This is a genomic window from Janthinobacterium sp. PSPC1-1 (assembly GCF_049897625.1).
Taxonomy (GTDB): domain Bacteria; phylum Pseudomonadota; class Gammaproteobacteria; order Burkholderiales; family Burkholderiaceae_D; genus Janthinobacterium; species Janthinobacterium tructae.
In genome coordinates this window covers 1-25,064 of the sequence record NZ_JAFCWP010000007.1, presented here as the reverse complement: position 1 = coordinate 25,064, position 25,064 = coordinate 1, and the positions used below count along the sequence as shown (strand labels likewise).

Below are 25,064 nucleotides of genomic sequence, written 5' to 3'. Positions count from 1 at the left end.
CATGCCTATGCCCGGCTATCTGCTCGATGCCGATGTGATCGTTGCGGCGCGCAAGGGCAACGCTGCGCCGGCAGGCGTGCTCGCATTTTTCGAACGGGTAGCACCTGAAGCGCGCTATGTGCCGGTGCAGGTGATCGCGCAGTTGCGTGCGGGCATACAGCGCAGCTGGCGGCGCGAAGCGGCGCTGGAAGCTCTGGCGCTGGAAGGCTGGCTGGAAGCCGTGCTGGCAGAGTATGCGCCGCGGCTGCTGGAATTTGACCTCGATTGCGCACTCGTGTGCGCACGCCTGCATGGCTGCGGCCACGCGCGCGGCGTCGATGGACAGATCGCGGCGATGGGCATCGCCTATGGCTTGACGGTGGTCAGCGGCAGGCTCGACAGTTTCGTGACGCAGGGACTGCGTCTGGAAAATCCTTTTGGTTGAGGCTAATTGCCGCTTACTGCGGCTTGTTGTCTTCGTCTGCGAGGGGATCTTCAAACGGATCGGCGGCGGGGATCGTGTATTTCTCTTCGGCCCAGGCACCCAGGTCGATCTGCTTGCAGCGTTCCGAGCAGAAGGGGCGGAATTTGTTGGCTTCAGTCCATTCGACTTTGGCGGCACAGGTAGGGCAATTAACGACGGTCATGATGGGGCAAATAAGTAACAGTTAAAAATTACAGAGCGTGAGCTCGAACGGAACATCTTCTTCCAGCGGCTTGGGTTTCAAGTCGCCACCCTGGGTAGTGAAGCGTACCCACAGCATATATTTGTTGGCGGAAATTTCAGGGATGGCACCGATGTTTTCATCCAGGCTCAGGCGTAGCATCTGGTACACCTTGCCTTGCAGCATTTGCTGGTAGCTGCCGCCATTGGCGATCAGTTTAACGGGGCCGCCGGAATCGCGCAGCAGGCGCAAGACCAGGGCCAGCGCATCGAACAGGGGCGCCAGCGGTGCGAACCAGGCGTGGATATCGGTCAGGCGCTGCTCGGAGCTGCGTTTTTGCCAGGCAAAGTAGGAAGGTAAGTCAAATTCGCAGGCGCCACCGGGGATGATGGTGCGGCCGCGAATACTCATCAGCCATTCATTGTCGCGGATATTCTGCCCCGTCTTGCCTTGCGCCGCCACCAGGGCGCCGCTGACACTGTCGAGTTCACCGAGGATGGCGTCCAGGGTTTCCGGTTCCACGTTCGGATTGCTGCGGTAGCCCAGCAGGCTCTGGCGCTGGCGCTCGAGTTCCTGCAGCAGGTCGGACTTCAGGTCGGCGCGGCCGGCCACTTCGAGCATGTCAAAAATAGTTGCCAAGGCAACATGGTGCTGCATTGCATGCTCTTGCTGGATGAAGAACTTGAATTTGTCGTACAGGTCTTCCAGCCGCAACAAGGTACGTATGCGTTCGTTGAAAGGGTATTCGTAGACAATCAAAATAATTCCCTTAAGTAAGGACCTGCAAACAATCCCGTGATTTTGAACCAAGCGTCGACAAATTACAAACGTTGCGGCCCGATTCCGGCCATTCTTTTTGAAAATGCCAGATATAAATCGTGCAACTGGGCAATCTGCGGCGCCAGGGCGGCCAAATCGCCATTATTGTCGATCACATCGTCCGCCGCCGCCAGGCGCATGGCGCGCGTGGCTTGCGTGGCCATGATGGCTTTGACTTGTTCTTCCGATAAGCCATTGCGTGCCATCACGCGCGACACTTGCAGGCTTTCCAGGCAATCGATGACCAGCACGCGGTTGACTCTTTCCACCCATCCGCCGGACTCGACGAGCAGGGGGACGGCAAAGATCACATAGCTGCCCGTCGCTTCGGCGGCGGCCGCCAGGGTGGCCTGGCGGATGCGCGGATGCAGGATGGCTTCCAGTTTCGCCTTGGCGGCGGCGTCGGAAAACACCAGCTTGCGCATTTTTGTGCGGTCGAGGGCGCCGCGCGCATCGGCGTAGTCGGGGCCAAATTCCGCCACCAGGGCCGGCATGGCGGCGCCGTTCGGTGCCGTCAGGCTGTGGGCGATCTGGTCGGTATCGACGATGGTGGCGCCGTGCGCGGCGAACAGGTCGGCCACCGTGCTCTTGCCGCAACCGATGCCGCCGGTGAGGCCGACGCTGAAATAAGGGACGTTTTGTCGTTGCATGTATTTATCCATAGGGGCGCAGTGCTGTACCGGTCAACCGGTCAGACCCAGCGTGAGGCGCGACAGGGGCGCGCCGTACAGCAGCGCGATCAGGCCCGCCGCCGCCAGGTAGGGGCCGAACGGAATCGGTTTGTCGCGTCCCCGCCTGGCGAAGACGATCAGGCCGATGCCGACCACGGCGCCGACCAGCGACGACAACAATATAATCGTCGGCAACATGGTCCAGCCCAGCCAGGCACCGAGCGCCGCCAGCAATTTGAAGTCACCATAGCCCATTCCCTCCTTGCCTGTCGCCAGCTTGAAGGCCCAGTACACGGCCCACAGGGCCAGGTAGCCAGCGGCCGCGCCGATGACGGCGTCCTGCAGGGGCACGAAGGTGCCATTGATGTTGACCAGCAGTCCCGCCCACAGCAGGGGGAAGGTCAGGTCGTCGGGCAGCATTTGCGTGTCGGCATCGATGAAGGTCATGGCGATCAGCAGCCAGGCAAACACGAGCGTGGCCAGGCCCGTCCAGCCGCTGCCGAAGTGCCAGATCAGGAGCGCCGACAGCGCGCCCGTCAGCAGTTCCACCAGCGGATAGCGCACGGAGATGGGGGCCTTGCAGGCGCTGCACTTGCCGCGCAGCAGCAGGTAGCTGATGACGGGGATGTTTTCCATGGCCGTGATGCGGTGGCCGCAAGCGGTGCAGTGCGAATGCGGCAGCATCAGGTTGTAGCGGTCCGTATACGGCAAGGGCAAGCCGCTTTCTTCCGCCACATAATTATCGGATTCGCGCTGCATCATTTTCGGCACGCGGTGGATCACCACGTTGAGGAAACTGCCGACGATCAGGCCGAACAGGGCGGCGACGAGGGCGATGGGCAGATTGCCGGGCGCGGCGAACAGCAGGGTATCTTGCAGCATGGTGGATTGGTCTGAGGTGATGATGTTGCCGCGCAAACATTGCCTGGCACTGCCGCAGTGTAAAACATCTGCCAGCACATGGGGATGTTTTGCGCAGGGTGCTGGAAACGCCTGCGCTGCCTTTAGATGGTCAATATTCGGATAGGGGCAACAATGAGGTCACCTTTATGGCTTGCGGTGCACCTTGTCGCGCCGGTTGACCGCGCGCTCCAACAGCGAGCGAGTCAGCAGCTTATGAAACGGCATGATGATAAACAAATAAACTCTTCCAAAGAGATTGTTTATTTTAACCAAGGTTGAAACCGTCACTTCCGATCCCTTCAGACTCGGTTGAATGCTTATCCAGATCCGAAAATCCAGATGCTTGTCGTCACCACCGACGACGACTTCAGTGCCCGTACTTGAAATAATCGGAAACATGCCGATCTTCCCCAGTCCGCGATCGCTAAAGCTGATACTTTTCTTTAGTCCCAACGGTGCGACGATTCCGTTGCGCAGAATAATGAGCCAGGTGAGCATGCGATGCGGTTCAGCGAACACGGCGCGCCCCGCTTGTTCGGCGTCCACGTAGGTTCGATCCCCCTGGCCGGAATAGCCGTCGGAGAAATCAATGCGCGTCAATCCTGACGCCGACATGGCTGCTGCCGGTGCGGCAATGAAGAAGACTTTGTTTGCTTCGTTTGTCATGAATAAAACTCTCTCTCTGTAAAGTGAGTGACGGTCGGACTGCGGTTGTTTTGATTGGCGCGCATTCCAAGTTTGCAAACGTGCTCTGGCGGACGGAATGCTTGCATCGTGGTCACATGGGCCCGCATGCTCTATCTAATATTGCGCCAACGCCTGCTTTCGGGGCAATGGCGTCTCGGATACTCGTATCAATGAGTCGTTCATAGATTGCGCTTTGGCCGGCCGGAATAAGTTCTCTGAGTGTTTCTTTACGTTTGTCCCGGCCGAACAAGGCTTCAACAGCCCAACCGATCAGATACACGGCAGACAAACAGCCACCTGCGGTCGCCACATTCCCTTTGCATACCAAGGGCAAATCGAGAACCTCAATTCCCAGCGCTTGCAGTTCCTCTTTGGCATCGGGATGAGTCGTGGCTGGCCCCAATGCCAGCAGACCCAACTTGGCAAGAATGAACGAGCCGGCACAGATCGATCCAATGAGCTGCGTATCTGGATTCAGGGAAAATGCACGCATGAAATCCTGGTTGGCGATAGCGCCTTTCACGCCAACTTTACCGCTGGAAAACAATACAACGTCTGCGTCATTCGCTTCGCTGATGCACCCGTGGGTCTTGATAAGCAGACCGTTTGCGGATTGATGTGCTTCCTTTGTTCCCAATATCTTCACTTGCCAGTCCGTTTTATTCCTCCCGAGGATGTCCCACATCAAGAACAAATCCAAATCGGTGAAATGATCAAAAATCACGATGACTATTTTCTTCATGTTGCGCTCCGCCGCTTGCATCGATTCAAAATGAGACCACGGACGAGCACCACATTTTTTGCGTCCGCAGTTGTGAATAAGTCCGTCAAATATCTGTTTGTGAGGAACTTCTTTTCCTGATTGGACGGGACTCAGTGCTGGCCCGCTAAGTAATCCTCAGGAAATTATTGTGAATTTATGACGAACAGAACCGGATGCTATGCAAGGCGCCCACTGCGACGCAGTGCGAGCACTGTTAGCAGCGGGCAACGCCGCAGAGCGCCGGTTATGGAAGTCAGAAATCACAATAATTTATTGGGGGTTACTTAGGACAGTTCTTGCCGACTGCGCGTCGGCTTTCAGTGCGAAGTAGGTCCACATTCCTCCAAGCAGATCTGCGACGCCGAAAAAAACGATCATTGGGCTGGCAAGGCCTATGGCAGCGAAGGTCGTGAAGGCCGCGAACACGAAGAGGCGCGTGTATACCGACGCTACCAGAAACGGCTTGTTTTCGTGCTTGGCCGCGACCCACGCATAGACGCCAAGCATGGATACGACAACGCCAAGCAAATGAATCCAGACCTCGGAGGTTGGCGGAATTTGTAAGATGAACAGCAAGAAGTTTGGCGCGACGACTAACACGGGCCCAACGACGAACAAGTAGATGGCGAATACTTTGGCGCTATACGCAGACTTGGACATGTTTTTTCTTTTCGAGAGAGTTGCCGACAGGTTTGGGGGTTACTTAGGATCAAGTGCAGCACTGGGTGATTGAACTGTGGTGCTCGGATATCACGCAAGCGCGGCGTGGCTGCTGCCAGGCATGATGAAGACTGCGCATCGCGGAAGCAGAAACGTCGTATGCATTTAACGAATCCAGGGGTTGGCGGTGCGCACACGTGCACCGAGGGTTTTGAGAAGCTGGAGCAGACCTAAATAGGCCCGGTCTACGTAGGGCAGTTCCTCCGGCAAGGACTGCAGGTGCCGAAGTGCCTGGCGCTGATGCTCGGCGGATGGACGTGGGTATGGCGGGTGTTGCGCAAAGTCATACACCGCCACGGTGAACGGCAACTTCTGCCAGGCATGCCGCTCGGCCATTGCCGGCAGCAGTTGCTGGCAAAAGTCCTGTTCATTCAGATTCGGCCCAATCAGGCCCAAGTCCCGATAGGCCTGATGCATGGCACTGTGGTCCGCCGGGTCGCGCAACTGTGCCGACCAAAGCGCGCTGAGCGCTTGGCAAAAGTCAGCGTCCAGCGCGTGGGTGCAGCCAAAGTCCAGCAGGCCCAGTCGGCCGTCCGGCATGAACAGATAGTTGCCCGGATGCGGGTCGGCTTGCAAGCGGTGCAGCACAAAGGTGCAATGAAAGAAGGCGTCAAACAGCAACTGACCAGCCTGGTCACGTGCGGCTTGATCGGGTTCGGTCAGCAACCATTCGTTCAGATGCAGTCCCGGCAGGCGTTGCATGGTCAGCACGCGGCGTGTGGTGCGGCCCATTACCGGCTGGGGGATCACCAGGCCCGGCAGCGTGAGATGCTGTGCAAACCATTGCATGGTCTGTGCCTCGTGCAAATAGTCCAGCTCCTCGGCCAGTTTCTGCTCGATGTCATCCATCATGCGCGCGATGATATCGGCTTTGGGCATCATCTCCGAGCGTTCCCCCAAGGCTTGCAGCAGGCTGCGCAGCATACGCATGTCGCTGCCTATGGAGTCCGCCATTCCGGGGTATTGTAGTTTGACGGCCACGGCCAGACCATCGGTCATGATGGCGGCGTGGACCTGACCCAGACTGGCGGCAGCAAAGGCGATCGGATCGAATTGCTGGAACAGGGCTTGCGGATCCTGGCCAAACTCCTGGCGCATCACTTTGATCACCAACGCGCGGTTCAGCGGCGTGACCTGGTAGTGGGCGCGGGCCAGTTCCTGGCGCATGCCCTCGGGTAGAAAGCCTAGTTCCATGCTGAGCAGCTGCGAGGCTTTGAGTGCCGTGCCCTTGAGCTGGTTCAACGCGGCAAACAGGATGCGCCCGAGTTCCGCCCCATGTTCCACGCGGGCCTGTTCCGTTTTCGCATCGTCGCGCGTCATCGACTTGGCCTTATGGCCCAGGTGGCTCAGCCCGGCTCGCGCCACTGCCATGCCGACAATCGCGCCACGCGAAAGACGCCCGGTACGCGGCAATTGCGCAACTTTGTTCGTCTTGGTCGTGGGCCTCATGAGCGTACCCCGCCCAAGCCGCGGCGGGCCAATTGCAGCAGATCCAGCAAGCCATTACCGTCTTGCATCAGGCGCGCCAGCTGGCTGCGCACCATGAAACCGCCCAGCTCCAGCAGCTTGTCCACCAGGCCGCTGCGCAAGGCTAACACGAGCACGCCCAAACTTAAATCGACCATTTGTGTGGTGTTGGAAAACTGGTCGGAGGTGTCGCGCAGCCAGTACGCAATGACGCCGTACATATAGTCGGCCAACAGTCCGGCCAGGCTAGGCTTGAAGCCGCAAGACACGATTTCACCGGTCGTCTCGGCCTGCTCCAGCATCTGGAGGAAGGTTTGCTGGAGCAAAGGCTTGCCGGGGAGTTGCTCACCCAACAGCAGCGTGGGCGCGCGCTCCACCATGCCGCGCGCCAGACCCACAAATTCACGGTCGGCCAGCAAGCCTTCCAGCAGACTCTCGACCACCAGTTGCAGGCGCTCCTGCAGCGAAAATTCGTTCTGTCCCTGCGTCTTGTCGGCCTGCGCCACTGCGTCTGCAATTGCTTGCTGAAAGTAGGCGGTTACCAGTTTCTCCTTGGTCGGGAAGTATTTGTAGATGGTGGCATCACCCACGTCGGCGGCACGCGCGATCTGCTTCATCGTGGTGCCCTCAAACCCATGCTGGGTCATCAGGTCCACTGCGGTCTGAATGATCAGCCGATGGTTTTTGGCTTGTTGGGCTTTGGAAGTACGCATGATCGAAATTTGAAGAAGAGTGGAATGTCGGGGCGGGGCAAAACAATCAAGTCTGGCCCTACCATGTAAGCAGTGCGACGGCGAGCGGGTAGCCCCCGGGATTACCTCATGCGCTGCATTGCGATATGAATATACGATACTTACTATCTATTAATTAAATATATTGTACATCTATTGGATAGTCAATGGCTATTATTTGATAGGAAGGTAGATGTATTACATGCATGGGTGTATGCATGGGTGCATGCCGGGTGTCGGTGGCAACCTGCAGGCGCGCAGTCAAATCACGGCGCCCAGCTTGAAAATCGGCAGATACAAGGCGATCACGAGCGAACCGACCAGCACGCCGAGCACCACCATCAGCGCCGGTTCCAGCAGCGTGGACAGGGTGGCCACCGTGGCGTCGATGTCGGCCTCGATGATGTCGGCCGCGCGCGACAGCATGGCGTCGAGTGCGCCCGACTCCTCGCCGATCAGGGCCAGTTGCGTCAGCAGCGGGGGAAACACGCCGCTGTGCTCCATGGCCAGGGCCAGACTGCCGCCGGCGCGGATTTCACGCTCGATGCGTGTCGTCGCTTCCTGGTACTGCGCGTGGCCGGCGGCGGCGCCCACCAGGCCGAGCGAGTCGAGCAGTGGCACGCCGGCGGCGAACATGGCGGCCAGGGTGCGCGTCCAGCGGGCAATCGCCGCCTTGCGCAACAGTGGGCCGAACACGGGCAGGCGCAATGCCCGCAACTGCGTGTTGCGCCGCAAGGCGGGCCAGCGGCGCCAGGCCAGGTGCAGCAGCAGGCAAGCGAGCACGAGCGCCGCCAACAGAGCCAGCCAGTAGCGGACAACAAAAGCGGATAAGTCCATGACGAGCAGGGTGGGCAGCGGCAAGGGCGCGCCGAAGCTGTCGAAGACCTGGCGGAAGGCGGGCACGACCACGCTCATGATGATGGCCGTGACAGCGATGGCGACGAGCACGATGATCAGCGGATACATCAGCGCGCCGCGCACTTGCCGCCGCAGGGCGATGGCCTTTTCCTGGTGCGTGGCCAGGCGCGCCAGCAAGTCCTGCACGATGCCCGCCTGTTCGCCGGCCGCCAGCAGCTTGCAGTACAGCTCGTCGAACAGCAGCGGGAACTGGCGAAAGGCCTGCTGCAGGCTGCTGCCCGCTTCGATGGCGTGGCGCAAGTCGCGCATCAGCTCGGTGACGGCGGGTTTGGCGTGTCCCTTGCCGGCGATGTCGAAGGCGTGCAGCAGCGGCACGCCGGCCGCCATCATGGTCGACAGCTGGCGCGTGAACAGCGCGATATCCTTGCGCGTGATGGCCTTGCCGGGCGCGGCGCGCACAGCCTGCACACGGGTGGCGAGGATGCCCTGGCGTCGTAGCGCGAGCGTGGCCGCGCTGGCGTCGGCGGCGCGCAAGATGCCATCGACCGCCTGGCCATGACGGTCCGTGCCCTTCCATGCAAAGCGCCGCTCGGCCGCCATGTGCACCTCCTGCCGTCACGGTAGCAGCGTCAGGAAAAAGCGCCAGCGGCGCCGGCGGCAAGCTTGAGGTGGCTCAGCCTTTTGTGGTTTGTACTTCCGTCTGCACAAGGGCCTGGGCTTTCACGTCGGCCGCCTCTTCCTCGTCGCTGTCGGTGCCCTTGCTGATGCTTTCTCCATCGTCGCGGCGCAAGGTCCAGAAGGTCAGCGAGGACAGTACCGTCAGGGCCGCCAGGGTCAGGAAGGTGTGGTGCAGGGCTGTGCTGAGCATGGCGCGGTCCGACTGCGGCATGTCGCCCAGGTACCAGCCCGTGATCAGCGAACCGAAGGCCAGGCCAAAGCTCATCGACAGTTGCTGCATCGAGCTGGCGATGGTGCTGGCCATGCTGGAGTCGGTCTTGTCGACATCGGCATACGCGATGGTGTTCATGCTGGAAAATTGCAGCGAATTGAAAAAGCCCAGGCACAGGCTGATGCCGACGATCACGTACAGGGGCGTGCCCGCGCCGACCTGCGAAAACATGGCGATGGTGATGCCGATCAGCACGGTATTGACGATCAACACCTGGCGGTAGCCGAAGCGGGCCAACACGCGCGCGGAAATGAATTTCATGCCCATGGCCGCCGCCGCCGACGGCATCATCAGCAAGCCGGACTGCCAGGCGGGCAAGCCCAGGCCCAGCTGGTACAAGAGCGGCAAGAGAAAGGGCAGGCCGCCCACGCCCAGGCGCGTGACGAAGCCGCCCACCACAGAGACGCGGAAGGTGCGGATCTTGAACAGGGTCAGGCGCAGCAGCGGGTGCAGTACTTCGCTCGAATGCCAGGCATACGCGGCCAGCAGGCTGATGGAAATGAACAGCAGCACCGCAAACGAGGTGGCATCGATGCGATGTTCGCCGAAAATTTCCAGCAGCCACGACAGCAGCGCGATGCCCGTGCCAAACAGCACCAGGCCAATCAGGTCCAGCGGACGGGGCTTGTCGCCGTAGTAATCGGGCATGTAGCGGTGCGCCAGGTACAGCGCCGCCAGTCCGACTGGCACGTTGACAAAGAAAATCTCGCGCCACGACAGCCAGTGCACGATCAGCCCGCCCACCGTGGGCCCCAGCAGTGGGCCGATCAGGGCGGGGATGATGACGAAATTCATGGCTGCCAGCAATTGTGACTTGGGAAAGGTGCGGATGATGGTGAGTCTGCCCACCGGCATCATCATGGCCGCGCCCACCCCTTGCAGCAGGCGCGCGGCCACCAGCATGGGGGCATTCACGGACAGGCCGCACAGGATGGAGGCGAGGGTGAAGATGGCAACGGCGGCGGAAAATACGCGCCGCGTGCCGAAGCGGTCGGCCATCCAGCCGCTGATGGGAATGCACACGGCCAGGCTCAGGATGTAGCTGGTGACGACGGCTTTCAGGCTCAGCGGCGTCACATGCAGGCTGGCGGCCATGGCGGGAATGGCGGTGTTGACGATGGTGGAGTCGAGTTGCTCCATGAACAGGGCGGTGGCGACCACCCAGGGAAGGTAGCTTTTAATCGGGGAACTGGTCATGGGTGCGAGCCTGAGGAGGAAGAACGGAGCCGACAGTACGATGAATTGTCACATAAATGGCGCCTGCGTGCCGCCCGCGCCCGTCATTCTGGCAGCGTGCGGGGGGCGGCGTCCATGGAACATTTGTTCCATGGCAATAGATTGCGGGCAAGGCTAGCATGTGTTTCTGGCAGCTCCGGCCTCATCTTTCCCGAAAGTCACACCACATGAAAAATGCATTTACGTTCCTTGTCCTGGGCGCAGCCCTGTCCGCATGCGGTGGCGGCAGCGATGGCGGTACGCCGGAAGCACCGGTCACGCCACCCGTCGTGGTGACGCCTCCCGTCGTCCCCGCCGACAGCGTGACGGTAGCATCGGAGGCCGTGGCGAAAGAGGCTGGCCTGACTGTCATTGCCGGTGCCAGTGCTGACGAAAGCGTGTATGACGTGGCCGCCGATATCGGCGACACCTGGCGCATCACGTTTGACAGCGTCAAGAAAACCTATGCCATCCGTGTCCTGTCGACGCAGTTCGGCTTGAGCGACCGCAGCGGCACGTTCAGCGCTACTACCACCGGTAATCTGACCACCTACACGGCAACGGATTTCAGCGTTACCGTCGATGCGCGCACGCGTCTGCTGTCGGGCAATATCAAATTGGGTAACATGGTCTCGACCGTCAGCGGCAGCGGCTATGCGGTGGGTGACGTGGCCAAGCTGGCCGGCAACTATATTTTCCTGGGTGCCATGCGCAATGCATCGAACGGCGCTGACCGCTTCAATCCGAAAGGCAGTCTCAAGATCGCAGCCGACGGAGCGGCCCAACTGTGCAATGGCGGCGTGTTCAACGCGCAAGGCGTGTGCTCTGCGGTATCGCCGCAGCTGGAAGCGGAAAACGCCAGCCTGACCCTGGTCAAGGATGCGAAGACCGGCTTGCTCGTCGCCCGCCAGGGTGGCCAGGACTTCGGCATCGTGCACGTGCACGCGGGGGACCGGGGGCTGGCGCTGTTCATCGACCGCTACAGCCGCAACCAGCAGAACGTGTTGCGCGTGGGCACCATCGTGGCGGCCAAACAACTGAAGATCGGCACCGAAATCGCCGGCAGTTACGCCTGCGCGGCGTCGGGCATCAGCGCAAACATCGTCGTTGCCGGCAGCACTGCCACTCTGACGAATAACACGACCGGCAAGACGCATGCGGAAACCATCACCGTCAACAAGCTGGGCCTGGGCGCGCAAGCCGTCGATTTCGATGGTATCGCCGTGTTCAAGGACCCGGCCGATGTGCCAGCCGACTATTCGATGTTCATGCCCGTGTCGTCGAGCATGGCAGTCGAGTTTTCGACCGACCGTTCGTACATGGGCATGTGCCTGAAAAAATAGCCGCTAGCGTTTGATCTGATCCAGCAAGTAGGTCGGGTTAGCCGGTACGGCGTAACCCGACATCCCCATCAGCGTGGCAATCGTTCCAGTGCATCCAGCAACGGCAGCGCCGCGTCGGCAATGCGCTCCAGGCTGGCCTCGCGCAGGGCGGCGGTGTCCACCGTGTGGCCGGAGTCCAGCCCCGCCCAGCGCAGCAGCGCCGAACATGCGGCGGGCGTGTCGAACATGCCGTGCAAATAGCTGCCCAGGATTTGCCCGTCGCCCGATACGGCCCCCTCGGGCCGTCCATCGATCATGAACGCCGGCTGCCGCAGGGCGGCGCCCTGCGAGACGCCCATGTGGATTTCATAGCCTGCCACGCGCGCATCGTCCGCGCCGGCAAACGCACATTGGCCGCGCACCTGTTGCAGCCGCTTGTCGTTTGTCAGCTCCGTCACCATGTCGAGCAGGCCCAGTGCCGTTGACTCTCCCGCCGCACCTTCCACGCCCAGCGGGTCGCACACGCTTTGCCCCAGCATCTGGAAGCCGCCGCAAATGCCGATGACCTTGCCGCCGTAGCGCAGGTGCTTCGCCAGATAGGCGGGCCAGCCCTGCTGCTGCAGCCAGGCCAGGTCGCCGCGCGTGTTCTTGCTGCCGGGCAGGATCACCAGGTCGGCCGGCGGAATCGGCTGTCCTTGCTGGATGAATTGCAGGTCGATGCCGGGATGGGCGCGCAGCGCATCGACATCCGTGTGGTTGCTGATGCGTGGCAGTTGCGGCACCAGCACCTTGAAGGCGCCGCGTTCTGTCTGCATCGCTTCGACGGCGTCTTCCGCGTCGAGGAACAAGCCTTGCAGGTAGGGCAGCACGGCCAGTACGGGCTTGCCAGTTTGCTGCTCCAGCCAGTCGATGCCGGGTTGTAGCAGCGAGATGTCGCCGCGGAAGCGGTTGATGACAAAGCCGAGGATGCGCGCGCGCTCGCTGTCGGACAAACATGCCAGGGTGCCGATGATGTGCGCGAAGACGCCGCCACGGTCGATGTCGGCCACCAGAATCACGGGACAGTCGACGGCTTCCGCAAAGCCCATGTTGGCGATGTCGCGTGCACGCAGATTGACTTCGGCGGGGCTGCCGGCGCCTTCGACGATGACGGCGTCGTACTGCTGGCGCAGGCGCGCGAACGATTCGAGCACGGCGCCCATGGCGATGGTTTTATATTGCTGGTAGTCGCGCGCATCCATTTCGGCGCGCACCTTGCCATGGATGATCACCTGCGCGCCCGTGTTCGACGACGGTTTCAAGAGTACCGGGTTCATGTCCGTGTGCGGCGCGATGCCGCAGGCCAGTGCCTGCAAGGCTTGCGCGCGGCCGATTTCTCCGCCGTCCGCCGTGACGGCGCTATTCAATGCCATGTTTTGCGGCTTGAACGGCGCTACCGTCACGCCACGGCGCATCAACAATCGGCACAGGGCTGCAACGACGGTGCTTTTGCCCGCGTCGGACGTCGTGCCTTGCACCATCAGGAAGGGGACGGGGGTGTTCATGGCTGGCGCTCCTGCCATTGCGCGATGATGTCGCTGATCTGGCGTAACCCCTCTGTAATGGCGGCCGGACCGGGCGACAGGATATCGGGCGACTTGATCTCGAACAGCATCTGGTTTTTCACGGCGGGAATCGCATCCCAGCCCGGGCGTGCAGCCAGTTGCGCGGGCTGGAACTTCTTGCCGCACCAGCTGGCGATGATGATGTCGGGCGCGCGCCGCACCACGGCCAAGGGATCGGCGATGATGCGCTCTTTCGCGCCCGGGTGCGCGGACAATTCCGGGAAGGCGTCCGTGCCGCCGGCGATGCCGATCAATTCCGCCGCCCAGCCGATGCCGCTCATCAGGGGATCATTCCACTCTTCAAAGTAAATCACGGGCTTGCACGTCCAGGCGGCGGCGCGGGCCCCAGCGGCGGCGATGTCCGCGCGCAGGCTGGCGATCAGTGCGCGTCCCGCTTCTTCGCGCTGCACCAGCGCGGCCAGCACGGCGATCATGCGCAGGATGCCGTCCACCGTGCGCTGGTTGAACTGGTGCACTTCGATGCCGGCCTTGACCAGGTCGCGGCAGATATCGGCCTGCATGTCGCAAAAGCCGATCACGAGATCCGGTTTCACTGCCAGGATGCGTTCCAGGTTCGTGGACGAAAAGCCGCTGATCTTGGTTTTTTCCTCGCGCGCCCGTGGCGGACGCACGGTAAAGCCGGAAATGCCTGCGATGACGTCTTGCGCACCCAGCGCATACAGCGTTTCCACGGCTTCCGTCGACAGGCAGGCGATGCGCTGGTAGTGACTCATGGCGCCGTCTTGGCGGCGGGAGCGCTGCGGCGCTGGCGGGCCACCTCCAGCTGTTCGCACATGGCGGCCGTGCCTTCGATCATGCGCGGGCCGGCGCGGTTCAGCAGGTCGCCATTCAGGCGGAACAGATTATTCCTGCGCACGGCCGTCATCGAGGGGAAGGCGCGCCACATGGCCAGGCCGCCTTCGCTGCGTGGATCGCTTTTTTCGCTGGTGCCGAAAATGACTTCCGGGTCTTCCTGCAGCACGCCTTCCGGTGTGACGACGGGCGCCACCACCTTCATCGCGGCAAAGATATTCTGCGCGCCGCACACGCGCATGGAGTCGCTGATGATGCTCGCGCCGCTCAAGGTGTACAGGGGCTTGTCCCACACCTGGTAAAACACGCGCACGGGCGGGCGTTGCGCATACTGGGCCGTCAGGCTGGCCAGTTTGGCGCGCAGCTGCGCGGCGGCCGGTTTGGCGACTTTTTCCGTGCCCATCAACTGTCCCAGGCGCTCCATGCTGTCCGGGATGTCGGCCAGCTTGCGCGGCTCACTGTGATAAATCGGCACCTTTAGATGGCGCAGCATGGCGATCTGGCGCTCGGCGCTGCCATGCATCCACACGACGATCAGGTCCGGTTTCATGGCGATGATACGTTCCATGTCGTACTGGCGGTTGTCGCCTACCTGCGGCAGTTTTTTCGCCGCTTCCGGATAGTCGCTATAGCTGACGACGCCGGCGATTTTCTCGCCGCCACCAGCTGCGAACAGCAGCTCCGTGACGTGCGGCGCCAGCGCCAGGATGCGCTGCGCGGGCCTGGCCAGGGTGACGGTATTGCCATCGTCATCGCGCACGGTGATGGCGGCGTGCGCCTGGGTCGAGATCAGTGCTGCCAGTAGCAGTGCTGTTTTCAAGTGGTTCATAGCTTCTTCCATGTGGTGAGTGCCTGTTCCAGCTGGAGCCAGGCGTCTTCGTTCGGCGGCAAGCCCAGGCGGATGCCGTAGGCGGCGTGGCGGAACAGGCGCACCCAGATGCCCTGCTGCGCCATGTGGCGCCAGAAGGCTTCGGCGTCTTCTTCCGGCCACCATTGAAACAGCGCGCAGCCGCCGCTGTCGATGCCGTGGCTGGCGAGCAGCTGGCGCAGGCGCTCGCCTTCATCGCGCAGGCGCAGGCGCATCGCATCCTGCCAGGGCGCGTCGGTCAGCGCGGCCAGGGCCACTTGCTGCGCCGGGCCGCTGACGGTCCATGGCCCCAGCATGTCGGCCAGCTTGCTGAGTAGTTCGGGATGGGCGGCGACAAAGCCCAGGCGCAGTCCCGCCAGGCCGAAGAATTTGCCGACCGAGCGCAGCACGATGAGTCCCGGCTGGCCCGCATGCGGCCCCAGGCCGGCTTGCGCTTGCGTGTCGCCAAACGCTTCATCGACCACCAGCCAGCCGCCGCGCAGGGCCAGCCTGTTTGCCCAGTCCAGCAGCACCTCGGGCGCGATGTGCGCGCCGGTGGGGTTGTTCGGGTTGCAGACAACCATCACGTCGCAGCTGTCCACCGCATTGGCCAGCTGCGCATACGGTACATGGCGCAAGCTGTGACCGTGCTGGCCCCAGTGGTGCGCGTGCTCCGCGTACGAGGGCGCGGCGACCACCACACAGGATGGCGCGCGCAGCCGGGGCAAGGCCTGAATGGCCGCCTGCGTGCCGGCCACCGGCAGCATGGCTGGCGCGTGATAGTAGGCACAGGCGGCGGCGGTCAGCGCCGGGTTGCTTTCCGGCAGACGGTGCCAGGCGCTGGCGCTGCTGGCGGGCACGGGATAGCCGTGCGGATTGATGCCGGTCGACAGGTCGATCCAGTCGGCCAGTGGTCGTCCATATTCGCGCGCGGCGTCGCGCAGGTTGCCGCCATGTTCAAGCAAGGTATTTCCCCCGCAGGTAATACAGCCCGGCCAGCAGCGCCACCCAGATCAGCCACAGCACGGCCGTTTCGGCCACCAGGCGCCAGGCGCGGTCGATGTCGCGCGCTTCGGCCGGACGGCCGGCGCCCAGCGGCGGGCGGCGTTCCAGCTCGCCGTCGTAGATGGCGTCGCCACCCAGGGCCAGGCCGAGGGCACCGGCGCCGCTGGCCATCACGGGCCCCGCGTTCGGGCTGCCCCAGCTGGGGGCCTGACTGCGCCAGCAGTGCCAGGCGCGCTGCTTGTCCGCCATGGTCTTGCCTAGCAAGACATAAGACAGGGCCGTCAGGCGCGCCGGCAGGTAATTCAATATGTCGTCGATGCGCGCGGCGCAGCAGCCGAACCAGTCGTAGCGTTCGTTGCGGTAGCCCCACATCGCGTCGAGGGTATTGGCCAGCCTGAACAGCACGGCGCCGGGGCCGCCTGCCACGGCAAACCAGAACAGGGTGCCGAAGACGGCGTCGTTGCCGTTTTCCAGCAGGGATTCCGTGCTGGCCTTGGCCAGGCTGGCCGCATCGGCGTTGGCCGTGTCGCGGCTGACGATGCGCGCCGTCAGCAGGCGCGCGTTGTCCAGGTCGTCCATGGCCAGGGCGTCGGCGATCGGTTGATTGTGGTCGCGCAGGCTGCGCAAGCCCAGGCACAGATACAGCAGGAAGACGTGCAGGGCCGCACCGGCCAGGCCGCACAACCAGTAGGCGGCATAGCTGCTCGGCAGTACGGCCAATACCCACGCCAGCGCGCCGCGCAGAAAATGCCCACGGCCCCGGTTCAGCAGGCGTTCGAGCGCGCTGGCGATGCGGCCAAAGCCCACCAGCGGATGCCAGCGGCGCGTCTCGCCCAGGATCAGATCGAGCAGCACGCCGGCCGTCATCAGGCCTGCCAGCATGGGCAGCGACAAGCCGCTCAGCATGGGGCGCCTTTCAGGTGCAGGGGCAGGCCGGCGGCGACAAACACGGCCCTGTCGCAGATGGCCGCCACGGCCTGGTTCAGACGGCCCGCCTCATCGGTGAAGCAGCGCGAGATGGCGCCATACGGCACGATGCCCATGCCCACTTCGTTCGATACCAGAACAAGGTCGCAGCCGGTATCGCCAAGTTCGGCCAGCGCGTACAGCAGGTGTGCGCGCTCGCTGTGGAACAGTTCGGGCAGGGCGATGTCGCCCACGTCGGGATAGGTTTCGCCACTGGAAAACATCAGGTTCGTCAGCCACAAGGTCAGGCAGTCGACCAGCAGCAGGCGTCCGGGCAATGCTTCCCGCAGGATGGCGTCGCCCAGACGCAGCGGTTCTTCCAGTGTCGCCCACTCGGCCGGGCGCTGCGCACGGTGGTGCCTGACGCGCGTGGCCATCTCCTCATCGCCCGCCTGCGCGGTGGCGATATAGACGATTTCCTTGCCCGACTCGCGGGCCAGCTTTTCCGCATAGGCGCTCTTGCCGGAACGGGCGCCGCCGAAGACCAGGGTGCGCGTCATGGCGCTGTTACCACTCGGTGCCGATTTGTGCGCCGATGCCGGCCGCATACGCATGCTTGACGACGGCCATTTCGGTGACGGTGTCGGCGATGGCGATCAATTCGTCCGGCGCGCCGCGGCCCGTGATGACCACGTGCTGCATGGCCGGGCGTTCCAGCAGGTCGGCGATGACCTTGTGCACGTCGAGGTAGTTGTATTTGAGGGCGATATTGAGTTCGTCGAACAGCACCAGACCGTAGCTGGGGTCGGCCAGGAAGGTCTTCGCCTGCTCCCATGCCAGTTCGGCTTTTTCGATGTCGCGTTCGCGGTTCTGCGTTTCCCAGGTATAGCCTTCGCCCATCGCATGAAAGCTGATTTCGTCGGGGAAGCGGCGCAGGAATTTTTCTTCGCCCGTCGACATGGCCCCCTTGATGAACTGCACCACGCCCACCTTCATGCCGTGGCCCATGGCGCGGATGGCCATGCCGAAGCCGCTCGAACTCTTGCCTTTGCCATTGCCCGTGTTGACGATGATGATGCCGATTTCCTTGTCGGCCTTGGCGATGGCCGCGTCGATGATGGCTTTTTTGCGTTCCATGCGCACGCGGTGGCGTTCGTTGATAGCGGCGGTGTCCGCGTTGATGTTGTCGCTCATTGTTGATCCTCTTTGGGTATGAATATCTTGCGTTTGCCGTGGGCGATGATCTCGATCGGGTGGCCCAGGTAGTCGCCCAGGATGGATGCCTGCATCACTTCGGCCACGGAGCCGGCCAGCCAGCCACCGTCGCCCATCAGCAGCAGCGCATGGGTCGAGACGCTGTGTGCCAGGTTCAGGTCATGTCCCACCATCACCACGGTTTTATTCTGTTCGCGGCACAGCTTCGACAGCAGGCCCATGACGCTGACCTGGTGCGCCAGGTCCAGCGCATTGGCCGGTTCGTCCAGCAGCAGCAAGGGCGTGTCCTGCGCCAGCATGGCGGCGATCGCCACGCGCTGGCGTTCGCCGCCGGACAGGCTGCGCACGTCGCGCTCGGCCAGGTGCTCCACTTCCATCGATGCCAGTGCCGCCAGGGCGATACGCTGGTCGTCGCTGCCTTCCCAGTAATGGTTGTCGTGATAAGGGTGGCGCGCCGACAGCACGGTTTCGATGACGCGGTACGAGAACGCATCGTGGCGCGCTTGCGCCAGGAAGGCCCGTTCACGCGCCAGCTCCTCCAGCGGCCAGTCGACCAGGGCGCGGCCCTGTATCGTCACGTGGCCCGCATCCGGTTCGCGCAAACCGGCCAGCGCGCGCAGCAAGGTGCTCTTGCCAGCACCATTGCGGCCGATCACGCTCCAGCATTCGCCATCCCTGATGTGCCAGGTGAGGTTTTCCACCAGGCAGCGCGTGCCTGCCTTCAGGCCGAGTTGGTAGGTGCGGATCATGCTTTTTTCATCCCCTGCGCAGCCGGTGCAATTGGTACAGGAAGACGGGTGCGCCTATCATGGCCGTGACCACGCCGACGGGCAGCTGCAAGGGCGCCAGCACGGTACGCGCCAACGTGTCCGCCAGTACCAGGAAAGTGCCGCCGGCCAGTGCGGCGGCCGGTATCAGCAGGCGATGATCGGGGCCGCAGGCAAAGCGCAGCGCGTGCGGCACGATCAGGCCGACAAAACCCACGCTGCCGGCGCTGGTGACGGCGCTGGCCGTGAGCAGGCCGGAACAGAAGAACAGTCCCTTGCGCAGGGCGCCTACGCGCACGCCCAGCGTGCTGGCCGCTTCCGCGTGCAGGGCCATGACGTTCAGCGAGCGCGCGCTGCGCAAGGCGAAGACCATGGCACCGGCCAAGACCAGCCATGGCATCAGCCGCGCGGGCGCGCCGGCCAGGTCGCCGATCATCCAGAACACCATGCTGCGCAAGCGGCTTTCCGGAGCAATCGAGAGCATCAGGGTGACGATGGCCATGCAGGCCGAGGCCAGGATCACGCCTGTCAGCAGCAAGAGCGAGGCGCCGCCTTCGGCAGCCGTGCCGCCGCGCAGGTCGCGGCGGGCAAATAAATACAGCAGCATGGACACGCCGACGGCGCCGGCAAAGGCGGCCGCGTCGACCACCCACAGCGCGCACATGAACAGCAGGGCGGCCAGCGCGCCGACGGAAGCGCCAGCAGAAATGCCCAACACGTACGGGTCGGCCAACGGGTTGCGCAGCAGCGCCTGCATCATGACGCCGGCCAGCGACAGCGCTGCGCCGGTGACAAAGGCGGTCAGCGCGCGGCCCAGGCGCAGGTCGAGCAGGGTGGCGGCGAGGGTCTCGGTCTTGCCCTGCACGACATGGAACAAGGCGGAAGGCAGGTCGGCGAGCGGAATCGCGATCGAACCGATCATGCCGGAGAAAATCAGGCTGGCAATTGCGCACACGATCAGCACCGTGAGGATCACGGTGGCGCGGTGGCGCATGTTGCGGAAAAATGGGTGCATGTACTGCCTTAAAAACGGGGACTGCAGAACTGCATCTGCGGGCGACGGCGGCATGCCATCGCCCGCAGCTTACATCATTACAACATGGTTATTTCGAGCCGTAACGCAGGCCGACGAAGAAGTTGGAGCCAGCGGTATTGTAGTTACGTGCCAGTTCATACTTCTTGTCAGTGATATTGTTCCAGCGTGCCAGCACTGACCAGTCACGTGCCACTTGATAGGTCGCGAACAGGTTGACCAGGCCATAACCGCCCAGGCTGGTCGTGTTGGCAGGATTTTCAAAGCGTTTGCCCGACAATTGCCATTCGGCGCCTGTGTTCAGTTGACCGATGTTGTAGTCGGCTGCAAAGTTGGCGTGACGCTTGGCGCGGCGCACCAGCGATTTGTCCAGGGTTTGATCGCGTGGATCTTGCAGGTCGATATTGCCGCTGAGGCCAAAGTCGCCAAACTTGCGGCGGCCGGTCAGGGTGATGCCTTCCAGTAATGCCTTGTTGACATTGTAGGCGCAGCCGAACGGATGCGTGGCCACTTCAACCGGACAGGTATCCGCATAAATCAGCAAATCGGTTACACGATTGTGATAGTACACGGCGCTCAGTTGCGTCTTGCCATCATCGTAGCGCAGGCCAACTTCCGCATTGCGGCCTTTTTCAGGACGGTTGCTGGTAATGCCGTAACCTGGGTAATACAGTTCATTGTAGGTGGGCTGGCGGAAGCTGGTGCCATAGCTGGCGGTAGCGCGCAAGGCATTGTTGATCTGGTAGCCGTAACCAAGGCTGCCAGTGGTGGTCGAACCGGTTTCCGACATCTTGTCGCGACGCAGGCTGGCGCTGAGCAGGTGCTGGTCGCGCTTCATGGTGTAGGACGCTGCCAGCGACTTGGTGTCGCGGGCACGATTCAAGATTGGCTTGGCGCTGGAGACGACTTCTTCCTTGCGGTAGCTGGCCAGCAATTGCAGCGTGTCGATGCCGATGGCGATGTCATTTTGCCAGTCGAAAGTCGATTGCTTGGTTTCCAGAGAGCTCTTGCCGGCCGCGCCCGCAGAGGTGTCCTCGTTGGCCTTGTCGCGTGCTTCGGCAACTTGTACCTTGCTGTGCCAGCCTGGAACGAATTCATTGTTCATGAATACGCCGATGTTTTCCAGTTTTTGATTGCTGCGCGTATCGTAGCCAGGGCCGCTATCGTACTGGGCTTCCAGTTTGCTGTTCATGAACACCAGGCCCAGGTCGTGCCCCTTGGCCAACTGGAAGCCAAGCTGGCCCGTGACGCTTTTCTTGTCGTAGCCGTCTTTGTCGGCGTTGTAAGAGAAATTACCTGGTTTGGTGGCCGAAAAGCCGTCGCTTTTTTCCTTGCTGACGTTCAGCGAGTAGCTCAGGCTATTGTAGCCACCGGTTGCACCCGAAACGCTGGCGTCATATTGACGCGTGGCATCGCTGCCAAAGCCGACCGATGCGCCAACCACGGGCGTGCCGCTGCCTTTTTTGGTGAAAATCTGGATGACGCCGCCGATGGCGTCGGCACCGTACAGGGTGCTCAATGGGCCGTAGACGATCTCGATACGGTCGATATTGGCCAGTGGAACCGGGCTCCAGTTGGCGGTGCCCAGGGTCGAGGAACCGATGCGGACGCCGTCCACCAGAACAATATTCTGGGTGCCATTCGCGCCACGGATGTACACCGACGCCGCCGTGCCCGCGCCGCCACTGCGGACGACTTCGATGCCACGCTGTTTTTGCAGCAACTCGGTCACGGAACCAGCGCCCGAACGTGCGATGTCGTCGCTGGTGATGATGGCCGTATTGGCCAGCAGTTCGCTGGTTTTTTGCGGTGTGCGGGTTGCGGTAACGATCACCGGATCGAAGGTATCTGGCGTGGCTTGGGCGAAAGCGGCAGGCGCGGCAATGGCTAGCGCGAGCGACGTGAGGGCCGCGTGGCGGGAAACAGCATGGGTCATGATAATTTTCAGTAAGTAATATGCAACCAGCCGACGTCCCCGTAGGCCAGATTGAACAGAAGTGGGAACTGAAGATGACGATCGAAGATGGCCATGGGCCATTCGGATCGCGAACATCCCCGTTCGCACACTTCCACCTGTCCTGGCCGGTATCCGGGCTGGCAAGTACCGCTATCCCACCTTCCCATGCTCGATGATTGCAAGCACAGTGGTTGTCAGAGATAGCTTGTCGTCCGCTTCCTGTCTGGAGGGGCGACACTTGCTTACCGTTGCGGGGGCAGCACACGCTCGCCGCGGGAGCGGCATCGTGTTTCCCGTTTAACTGCGCTCATGGACATGAGCGCGGGCACCAAAACCCCGCCATTATACGTGCAGCAGGCGTGGACTGAAATGCCTGGCTGGACGATTCGATATCAGAAATCGACGACGACCGTCGCGCCGTAGGCGATTTTATGGGCGGAACGGGCGGCCAGCAGGGCGGTTTCTTCCAATGGCAGCCGGGCTTGCAGTGCCGACAGCAGGCGGATGGTGCCCGCGTGACAGATGATGACTGCCGTTTCGTGTTGTTCACGCAACAGATCGCCTAAAAACGCATCGACGCGGGCGGCCATCGCCAGCACATTCTCACCCCCGCCGGGGCGGTACCAGGCCAGATCGGCGGCCCAGGCATCGATGTCCGCGCGTGCAATCGCGTGCCAGGGCTGCATTTCCCACGCGCCGAAATCCATCTCGGCCAGCCGCGCGTCGAAGTGCAAGCAGCTGGAAGGCAGGTCTTGCGCCAAGGCTGTCGCCAGGCCGGCGCAGCGGCGCAACGGGCTGGCATACAGCGGCACGCCGGCCGGCAGCGTTGCTTGCAGGCTGGCGCGCACCGTGGCCATTTCGTGCTGCGCCACCGCCACGTCGCTGCGGCCATAGCAGGTGCCGCTGGTCACCTGCGGCGCGGGGTGGCGCACTAAAATCAGTCGCATGTTAATACAAGCGTATGGGCGGCTGGAAGCTGGACAGGATGGCCAGGTAAATCGCCACTTCCGCCACTTGCTGTACTGCGCCCAGGCAGTCGCCTGTGTAGCCTTGCAGGCGGCGCTGGCATTTGCGGCCCAGCCAGAATGCGGCAGCTGTCGCCGCCACGATGGCAAAGACCAGCGTGGCCCAGTTAAATATGCCCAGCACGCCGCAGGCAATGGCGGGCAACAGGGCGCAGACGGCGGCGATGATGAACTCTCCGGTAGTCATTTCTTGCGCCATCGGCTTGGCCTTGCCTTCGTCGCGCGCATAGTCCATGACCCAGATCAGCGAGACGGCGGCCAGGCGAGACAAAGGATGGGCGATGAATAATGTCGCCACCAGCGTGGCAGGGGGCAGCGAAGCGAGCGCCGCGCATTTGATGGCCAGCAGGCAGATGATGCCGATGGCGCCATATGCGCCGATGCGCGAATCCTTCATGATTTCCAGTACCCGCTCGCGCGTCAGCCCACCGCCAAAGCCATCGCACATGTCGGCGAAGCCGTCTTCATGGAAGGCGCCCGTCAGATAAATGCCGGCGGCGACGGCCAGCAGCACGGCCACCGCCGAAGGCAGGAGCCAGCTGGCCAGCAGATACACTACGCCGGAAATGGCCGCCACCACCACGCCGACCAGCGGAAAGTAGCGCGAGGCGTGTTGCAGCCAGGCCGGCTCGAAACCCACCCAGCGCGGGATCGGCAGGCGCGTGAAGAACTGCAGCGCAATGAAGAAGAGGCGGCACTGATGGACTGCGGCGGAAACGGGATGGGTCATGGTCTTAATCTGGCGTGGACTTTTCGCTGACCTGGGCCGAGGCGAAGGTCGCCATCTCGCGCATGAAGTTGACGGCCGCGTGCAGCAGCGGCAAGGCCAGCGCCGAACCCGTGCCTTCGCCGAGGCGCAAGTCGAGGTGCAGCAGCGGACGCGCGTCCAGGCTGGCCAGCAAATGGCGGTGGCCGTTTTCATCGGAGCAGTGCGAAAACACGCAGTAATCGAGGATGGCCGGCTGCAAACGGGCCGCCACCAGCAGGGCGCTGCTGACGATGAAGCCATCGATCAGCAAAATCATGCGCCGTTCGGCCGCTTTGAGCATGGCGCCTGCCATCATGGCGATCTCGAAACCGCCGAAGGTAGCCAGTACGTCGAGCGGAGCATTGACTGTCGCATGATGGGCGACGGCCGCTTCGATCACATGCTGTTTGTGCAATATGCCTTCTTTTGACAGGCCGGTGCCGGCGCCCACGCAATCGGCGACCGGTGTTTGCGTCAGCTTGTGCATCAGCGCGGCGGCGGCGGTGGTGTTGCCGATGCCCATTTCGCCAAAGCCCAGTACATTGCCATCGAGTGTGGCGACCAGGTCCATCCCCGCCTGCATGGCGGCGATGCACTGTTCCTTGCTCATGGCGGCTTGGTTGGCAAAGTTGCGCGTGCCCGGGCCTTGCTTGCGGTCGAGCAAGCCGTCGCGCGGGCCGAAGTCGTGGTTGACGCCCGCATCTACTATATAGAGCGCGCAATTGTTCTGACGGGCAAAGACATTGATCGCGGCGCCGTTGGCCAGGAAGTTTTCCACCATTTGCCACGTCACACTTTGTGGATAAGCAGAAATGCCTTCGGCGACGACGCCATGGTCGGCCGCAAAAACGATGATGGCAGGCTGCTGCAATGCCAGTTGCGTGCTTTGCTGGATCAGGCCGATCTGATGGGCCAGGGTTTCCAGTAGTCCCAGGCTGCCCAGCGGCTTGGTCTTGCTATTGATGGCATGTTCGAGTGCGCTGGACAGTGCGGGATTGGCGGTGGGGGTGATGTGTGGGATAGGCATGGGAGTCAAGGTGGGTGAGGCAGGGGATTGTTGGCGCTACGATATCACACAGCAATATTTGCTCAGCTGCAAAATAGCCCTTGCGGCGCGCGCAGCCCAAGGCTATAATTCGCCCCCTCGCTGAACGATGCATGCAAATGCTGAGTGAGGCGGGTAAAAAAGAAGGTTGACGAAATGCTGAAAAAGCTTCATACTCTTCCTTCTTCGCAGCTGACAAACACAACGCTTTGTCGATAGCGCGAAAGTAGCACCGAATACCGTTCTTTAACAATTAACAGTCGATAAGTGTGGGCATTTGATGTAAGTGCAGCGTCAATCTTCGGATTGGCGTCTAACTTAAAATATCAAATGTTCACAAGAAATAATGA

26 protein-coding genes and 1 riboswitch are annotated in these 25,064 nt (G+C 62.1%); of the genes, 2 read left to right on the top strand and 24 right to left on the bottom strand.

Annotated features, from left to right (window positions below):
* The first annotated feature begins 1 nt into the window (after position 1).
* Positions 2 to 424 (top strand): VapC toxin family PIN domain ribonuclease, encoded by a 423-nt coding sequence (locus ACP7EG_RS20970; RefSeq protein ID WP_426089152.1) that lies wholly within the window; start codon positions 2 to 4, stop codon positions 422 to 424.
* A 13-nt stretch (positions 425 to 437) separates the two neighbouring features.
* Here the strand turns inward: ACP7EG_RS20970 and yacG are convergent, their stop codons facing one another.
* The 11 genes from yacG to ACP7EG_RS20915 all read right to left on the bottom strand — a co-directional run bounded on the left by yacG (position 438) and on the right by ACP7EG_RS20915 (position 10,409).
* On the bottom strand, positions 438 to 629 hold the full coding sequence (gene yacG / locus ACP7EG_RS20965) for a DNA gyrase inhibitor YacG (RefSeq protein WP_034748814.1): 192 nt from the start codon (positions 627 to 629) through the stop codon (positions 438 to 440).
* A gap of 18 nt (positions 630 to 647) precedes the next feature.
* On the bottom strand, positions 648 to 1,403 hold the full coding sequence (gene zapD, locus ACP7EG_RS20960; protein ID WP_071079369.1) for a cell division protein ZapD: 756 nt from the start codon (positions 1,401 to 1,403) through the stop codon (positions 648 to 650).
* 62 nt (positions 1,404 to 1,465) lie between these two features.
* Entirely contained in the window at positions 1,466 to 2,113 is a 648-nt protein-coding gene (coaE, locus tag ACP7EG_RS20955) for a dephospho-CoA kinase (RefSeq protein ID WP_426089151.1), read from the bottom strand.
* A gap of 33 nt (positions 2,114 to 2,146) precedes the next feature.
* Positions 2,147 to 3,016, bottom strand: a complete 870-nt coding sequence (locus ACP7EG_RS20950; protein ID WP_426089150.1) for a prepilin peptidase — start codon at positions 3,014 to 3,016, stop codon at positions 2,147 to 2,149.
* 165 nt (positions 3,017 to 3,181) lie between these two features.
* The gene (locus ACP7EG_RS20945; RefSeq protein WP_426089149.1) at positions 3,182 to 3,703 is read right to left on the bottom strand and encodes a DUF2867 domain-containing protein; all 522 of its coding nucleotides are present in this window, start codon (positions 3,701 to 3,703) and stop codon (positions 3,182 to 3,184) included.
* Positions 3,704 to 3,815: 112 nt separating this feature from the next.
* A complete protein-coding gene (locus ACP7EG_RS20940; RefSeq protein WP_426089148.1) occupies positions 3,816 to 4,466 on the bottom strand; it encodes a DJ-1/PfpI family protein in 651 nt (216 codons plus the stop codon).
* 291 nt (positions 4,467 to 4,757) lie between these two features.
* On the bottom strand, positions 4,758 to 5,147 hold the full coding sequence (locus ACP7EG_RS20935) for a hypothetical protein (protein ID WP_426089147.1): 390 nt from the start codon (positions 5,145 to 5,147) through the stop codon (positions 4,758 to 4,760).
* Positions 5,148 to 5,312: 165 nt separating this feature from the next.
* Positions 5,313 to 6,656, bottom strand: a complete 1,344-nt coding sequence (locus ACP7EG_RS20930) for an ABC1 kinase family protein (RefSeq protein WP_426089146.1) — start codon at positions 6,654 to 6,656, stop codon at positions 5,313 to 5,315.
* Positions 6,653 to 7,387, bottom strand: a complete 735-nt coding sequence (locus tag ACP7EG_RS20925; RefSeq protein ID WP_426089145.1) for a TetR family transcriptional regulator — start codon at positions 7,385 to 7,387, stop codon at positions 6,653 to 6,655. Before ACP7EG_RS20925 ends, ACP7EG_RS20930 begins: the two co-directional genes overlap by 4 nt.
* Before the next feature lie 279 nt (positions 7,388 to 7,666).
* Positions 7,667 to 8,863: a type II secretion system F family protein gene (locus ACP7EG_RS20920; protein ID WP_426089144.1), complete on the bottom strand. Its 1,197-nt coding sequence runs from the start codon at positions 8,861 to 8,863 to the stop codon at positions 7,667 to 7,669.
* A 73-nt stretch (positions 8,864 to 8,936) separates the two neighbouring features.
* Positions 8,937 to 10,409, bottom strand: coding sequence for a DHA2 family efflux MFS transporter permease subunit (locus ACP7EG_RS20915; protein ID WP_426089143.1), 1,473 nt, complete (start codon positions 10,407 to 10,409; stop codon positions 8,937 to 8,939).
* A 206-nt stretch (positions 10,410 to 10,615) separates the two neighbouring features.
* Here ACP7EG_RS20915 and ACP7EG_RS20910 point away from each other — a divergent pair, with 206 nt between their 5' ends.
* The gene (locus tag ACP7EG_RS20910; RefSeq protein WP_426089142.1) at positions 10,616 to 11,770 is read left to right on the top strand and encodes a hypothetical protein; all 1,155 of its coding nucleotides are present in this window, start codon (positions 10,616 to 10,618) and stop codon (positions 11,768 to 11,770) included.
* A 68-nt stretch (positions 11,771 to 11,838) separates the two neighbouring features.
* On the opposite strand, the gene ACP7EG_RS20905 is transcribed toward ACP7EG_RS20910, so the two are convergent.
* The 13 genes from ACP7EG_RS20905 to cobT all read right to left on the bottom strand — a co-directional run bounded on the left by ACP7EG_RS20905 (position 11,839) and on the right by cobT (position 24,696).
* Positions 11,839 to 13,293: a cobyric acid synthase gene (locus ACP7EG_RS20905; RefSeq protein ID WP_426089141.1), complete on the bottom strand. Its 1,455-nt coding sequence runs from the start codon at positions 13,291 to 13,293 to the stop codon at positions 11,839 to 11,841.
* Positions 13,290 to 14,087 (bottom strand): ABC transporter substrate-binding protein, encoded by a 798-nt coding sequence (locus ACP7EG_RS20900; RefSeq protein ID WP_426089140.1) that lies wholly within the window; start codon positions 14,085 to 14,087, stop codon positions 13,290 to 13,292. Before ACP7EG_RS20900 ends, ACP7EG_RS20905 begins: the two co-directional genes overlap by 4 nt.
* Positions 14,084 to 14,995 carry a cobalamin-binding protein gene (locus tag ACP7EG_RS20895; RefSeq protein ID WP_426089139.1) on the bottom strand — a complete coding sequence of 304 codons (912 nt, stop codon included), beginning with the start codon at positions 14,993 to 14,995 and terminating at the stop codon, positions 14,084 to 14,086. The genes ACP7EG_RS20900 and ACP7EG_RS20895 overlap by 4 nt, the downstream gene beginning before the upstream one ends.
* Positions 14,992 to 15,978 (bottom strand): threonine-phosphate decarboxylase CobD, encoded by a 987-nt coding sequence (cobD, locus tag ACP7EG_RS20890; RefSeq protein WP_426089138.1) that lies wholly within the window; start codon positions 15,976 to 15,978, stop codon positions 14,992 to 14,994. Before cobD ends, ACP7EG_RS20895 begins: the two co-directional genes overlap by 4 nt.
* Positions 15,971 to 16,924 (bottom strand): adenosylcobinamide-phosphate synthase CbiB, encoded by a 954-nt coding sequence (gene cbiB, locus ACP7EG_RS20885; RefSeq protein ID WP_426089137.1) that lies wholly within the window; start codon positions 16,922 to 16,924, stop codon positions 15,971 to 15,973. Before cbiB ends, cobD begins: the two co-directional genes overlap by 8 nt.
* A complete protein-coding gene (gene cobU, locus ACP7EG_RS20880; protein WP_426089136.1) occupies positions 16,918 to 17,484 on the bottom strand; it encodes a bifunctional adenosylcobinamide kinase/adenosylcobinamide-phosphate guanylyltransferase in 567 nt (188 codons plus the stop codon). The genes cbiB and cobU overlap by 7 nt, the downstream gene beginning before the upstream one ends.
* 7 nt (positions 17,485 to 17,491) lie before the next feature.
* Positions 17,492 to 18,118, bottom strand: a complete 627-nt coding sequence (gene cobO / locus ACP7EG_RS20875; protein WP_426089135.1) for a cob(I)yrinic acid a,c-diamide adenosyltransferase — start codon at positions 18,116 to 18,118, stop codon at positions 17,492 to 17,494.
* Positions 18,115 to 18,888, bottom strand: a complete 774-nt coding sequence (locus ACP7EG_RS20870) for an ABC transporter ATP-binding protein (RefSeq protein ID WP_426089134.1) — start codon at positions 18,886 to 18,888, stop codon at positions 18,115 to 18,117. Before ACP7EG_RS20870 ends, cobO begins: the two co-directional genes overlap by 4 nt.
* Positions 18,889 to 18,895: 7 nt before the next feature.
* Complete coding sequence (locus ACP7EG_RS20865; RefSeq protein WP_426089133.1) at positions 18,896 to 19,921, bottom strand: FecCD family ABC transporter permease; 1,026 nt, start codon at positions 19,919 to 19,921, stop codon at positions 18,896 to 18,898.
* An 88-nt stretch (positions 19,922 to 20,009) separates the two neighbouring features.
* The gene (locus ACP7EG_RS20860) at positions 20,010 to 21,875 is read right to left on the bottom strand and encodes a TonB-dependent receptor domain-containing protein (protein WP_426089132.1); all 1,866 of its coding nucleotides are present in this window, start codon (positions 21,873 to 21,875) and stop codon (positions 20,010 to 20,012) included.
* A gap of 127 nt (positions 21,876 to 22,002) precedes the next feature.
* Positions 22,003 to 22,244: riboswitch (cobalamin riboswitch) on the bottom strand.
* A 44-nt stretch (positions 22,245 to 22,288) separates the two neighbouring features.
* A complete protein-coding gene (locus ACP7EG_RS20855) occupies positions 22,289 to 22,843 on the bottom strand; it encodes a histidine phosphatase family protein (RefSeq protein ID WP_289953120.1) in 555 nt (184 codons plus the stop codon).
* Between the two features lies 1 nt (position 22,844).
* Positions 22,845 to 23,651, bottom strand: coding sequence for an adenosylcobinamide-GDP ribazoletransferase (locus ACP7EG_RS20850; protein ID WP_426089131.1), 807 nt, complete (start codon positions 23,649 to 23,651; stop codon positions 22,845 to 22,847).
* 4 nt (positions 23,652 to 23,655) lie between these two features.
* Entirely contained in the window at positions 23,656 to 24,696 is a 1,041-nt protein-coding gene (cobT, locus tag ACP7EG_RS20845; protein ID WP_426089130.1) for a nicotinate-nucleotide--dimethylbenzimidazole phosphoribosyltransferase, read from the bottom strand.
* Between the last annotated feature and the right edge of the window lie 368 nt (positions 24,697 to 25,064).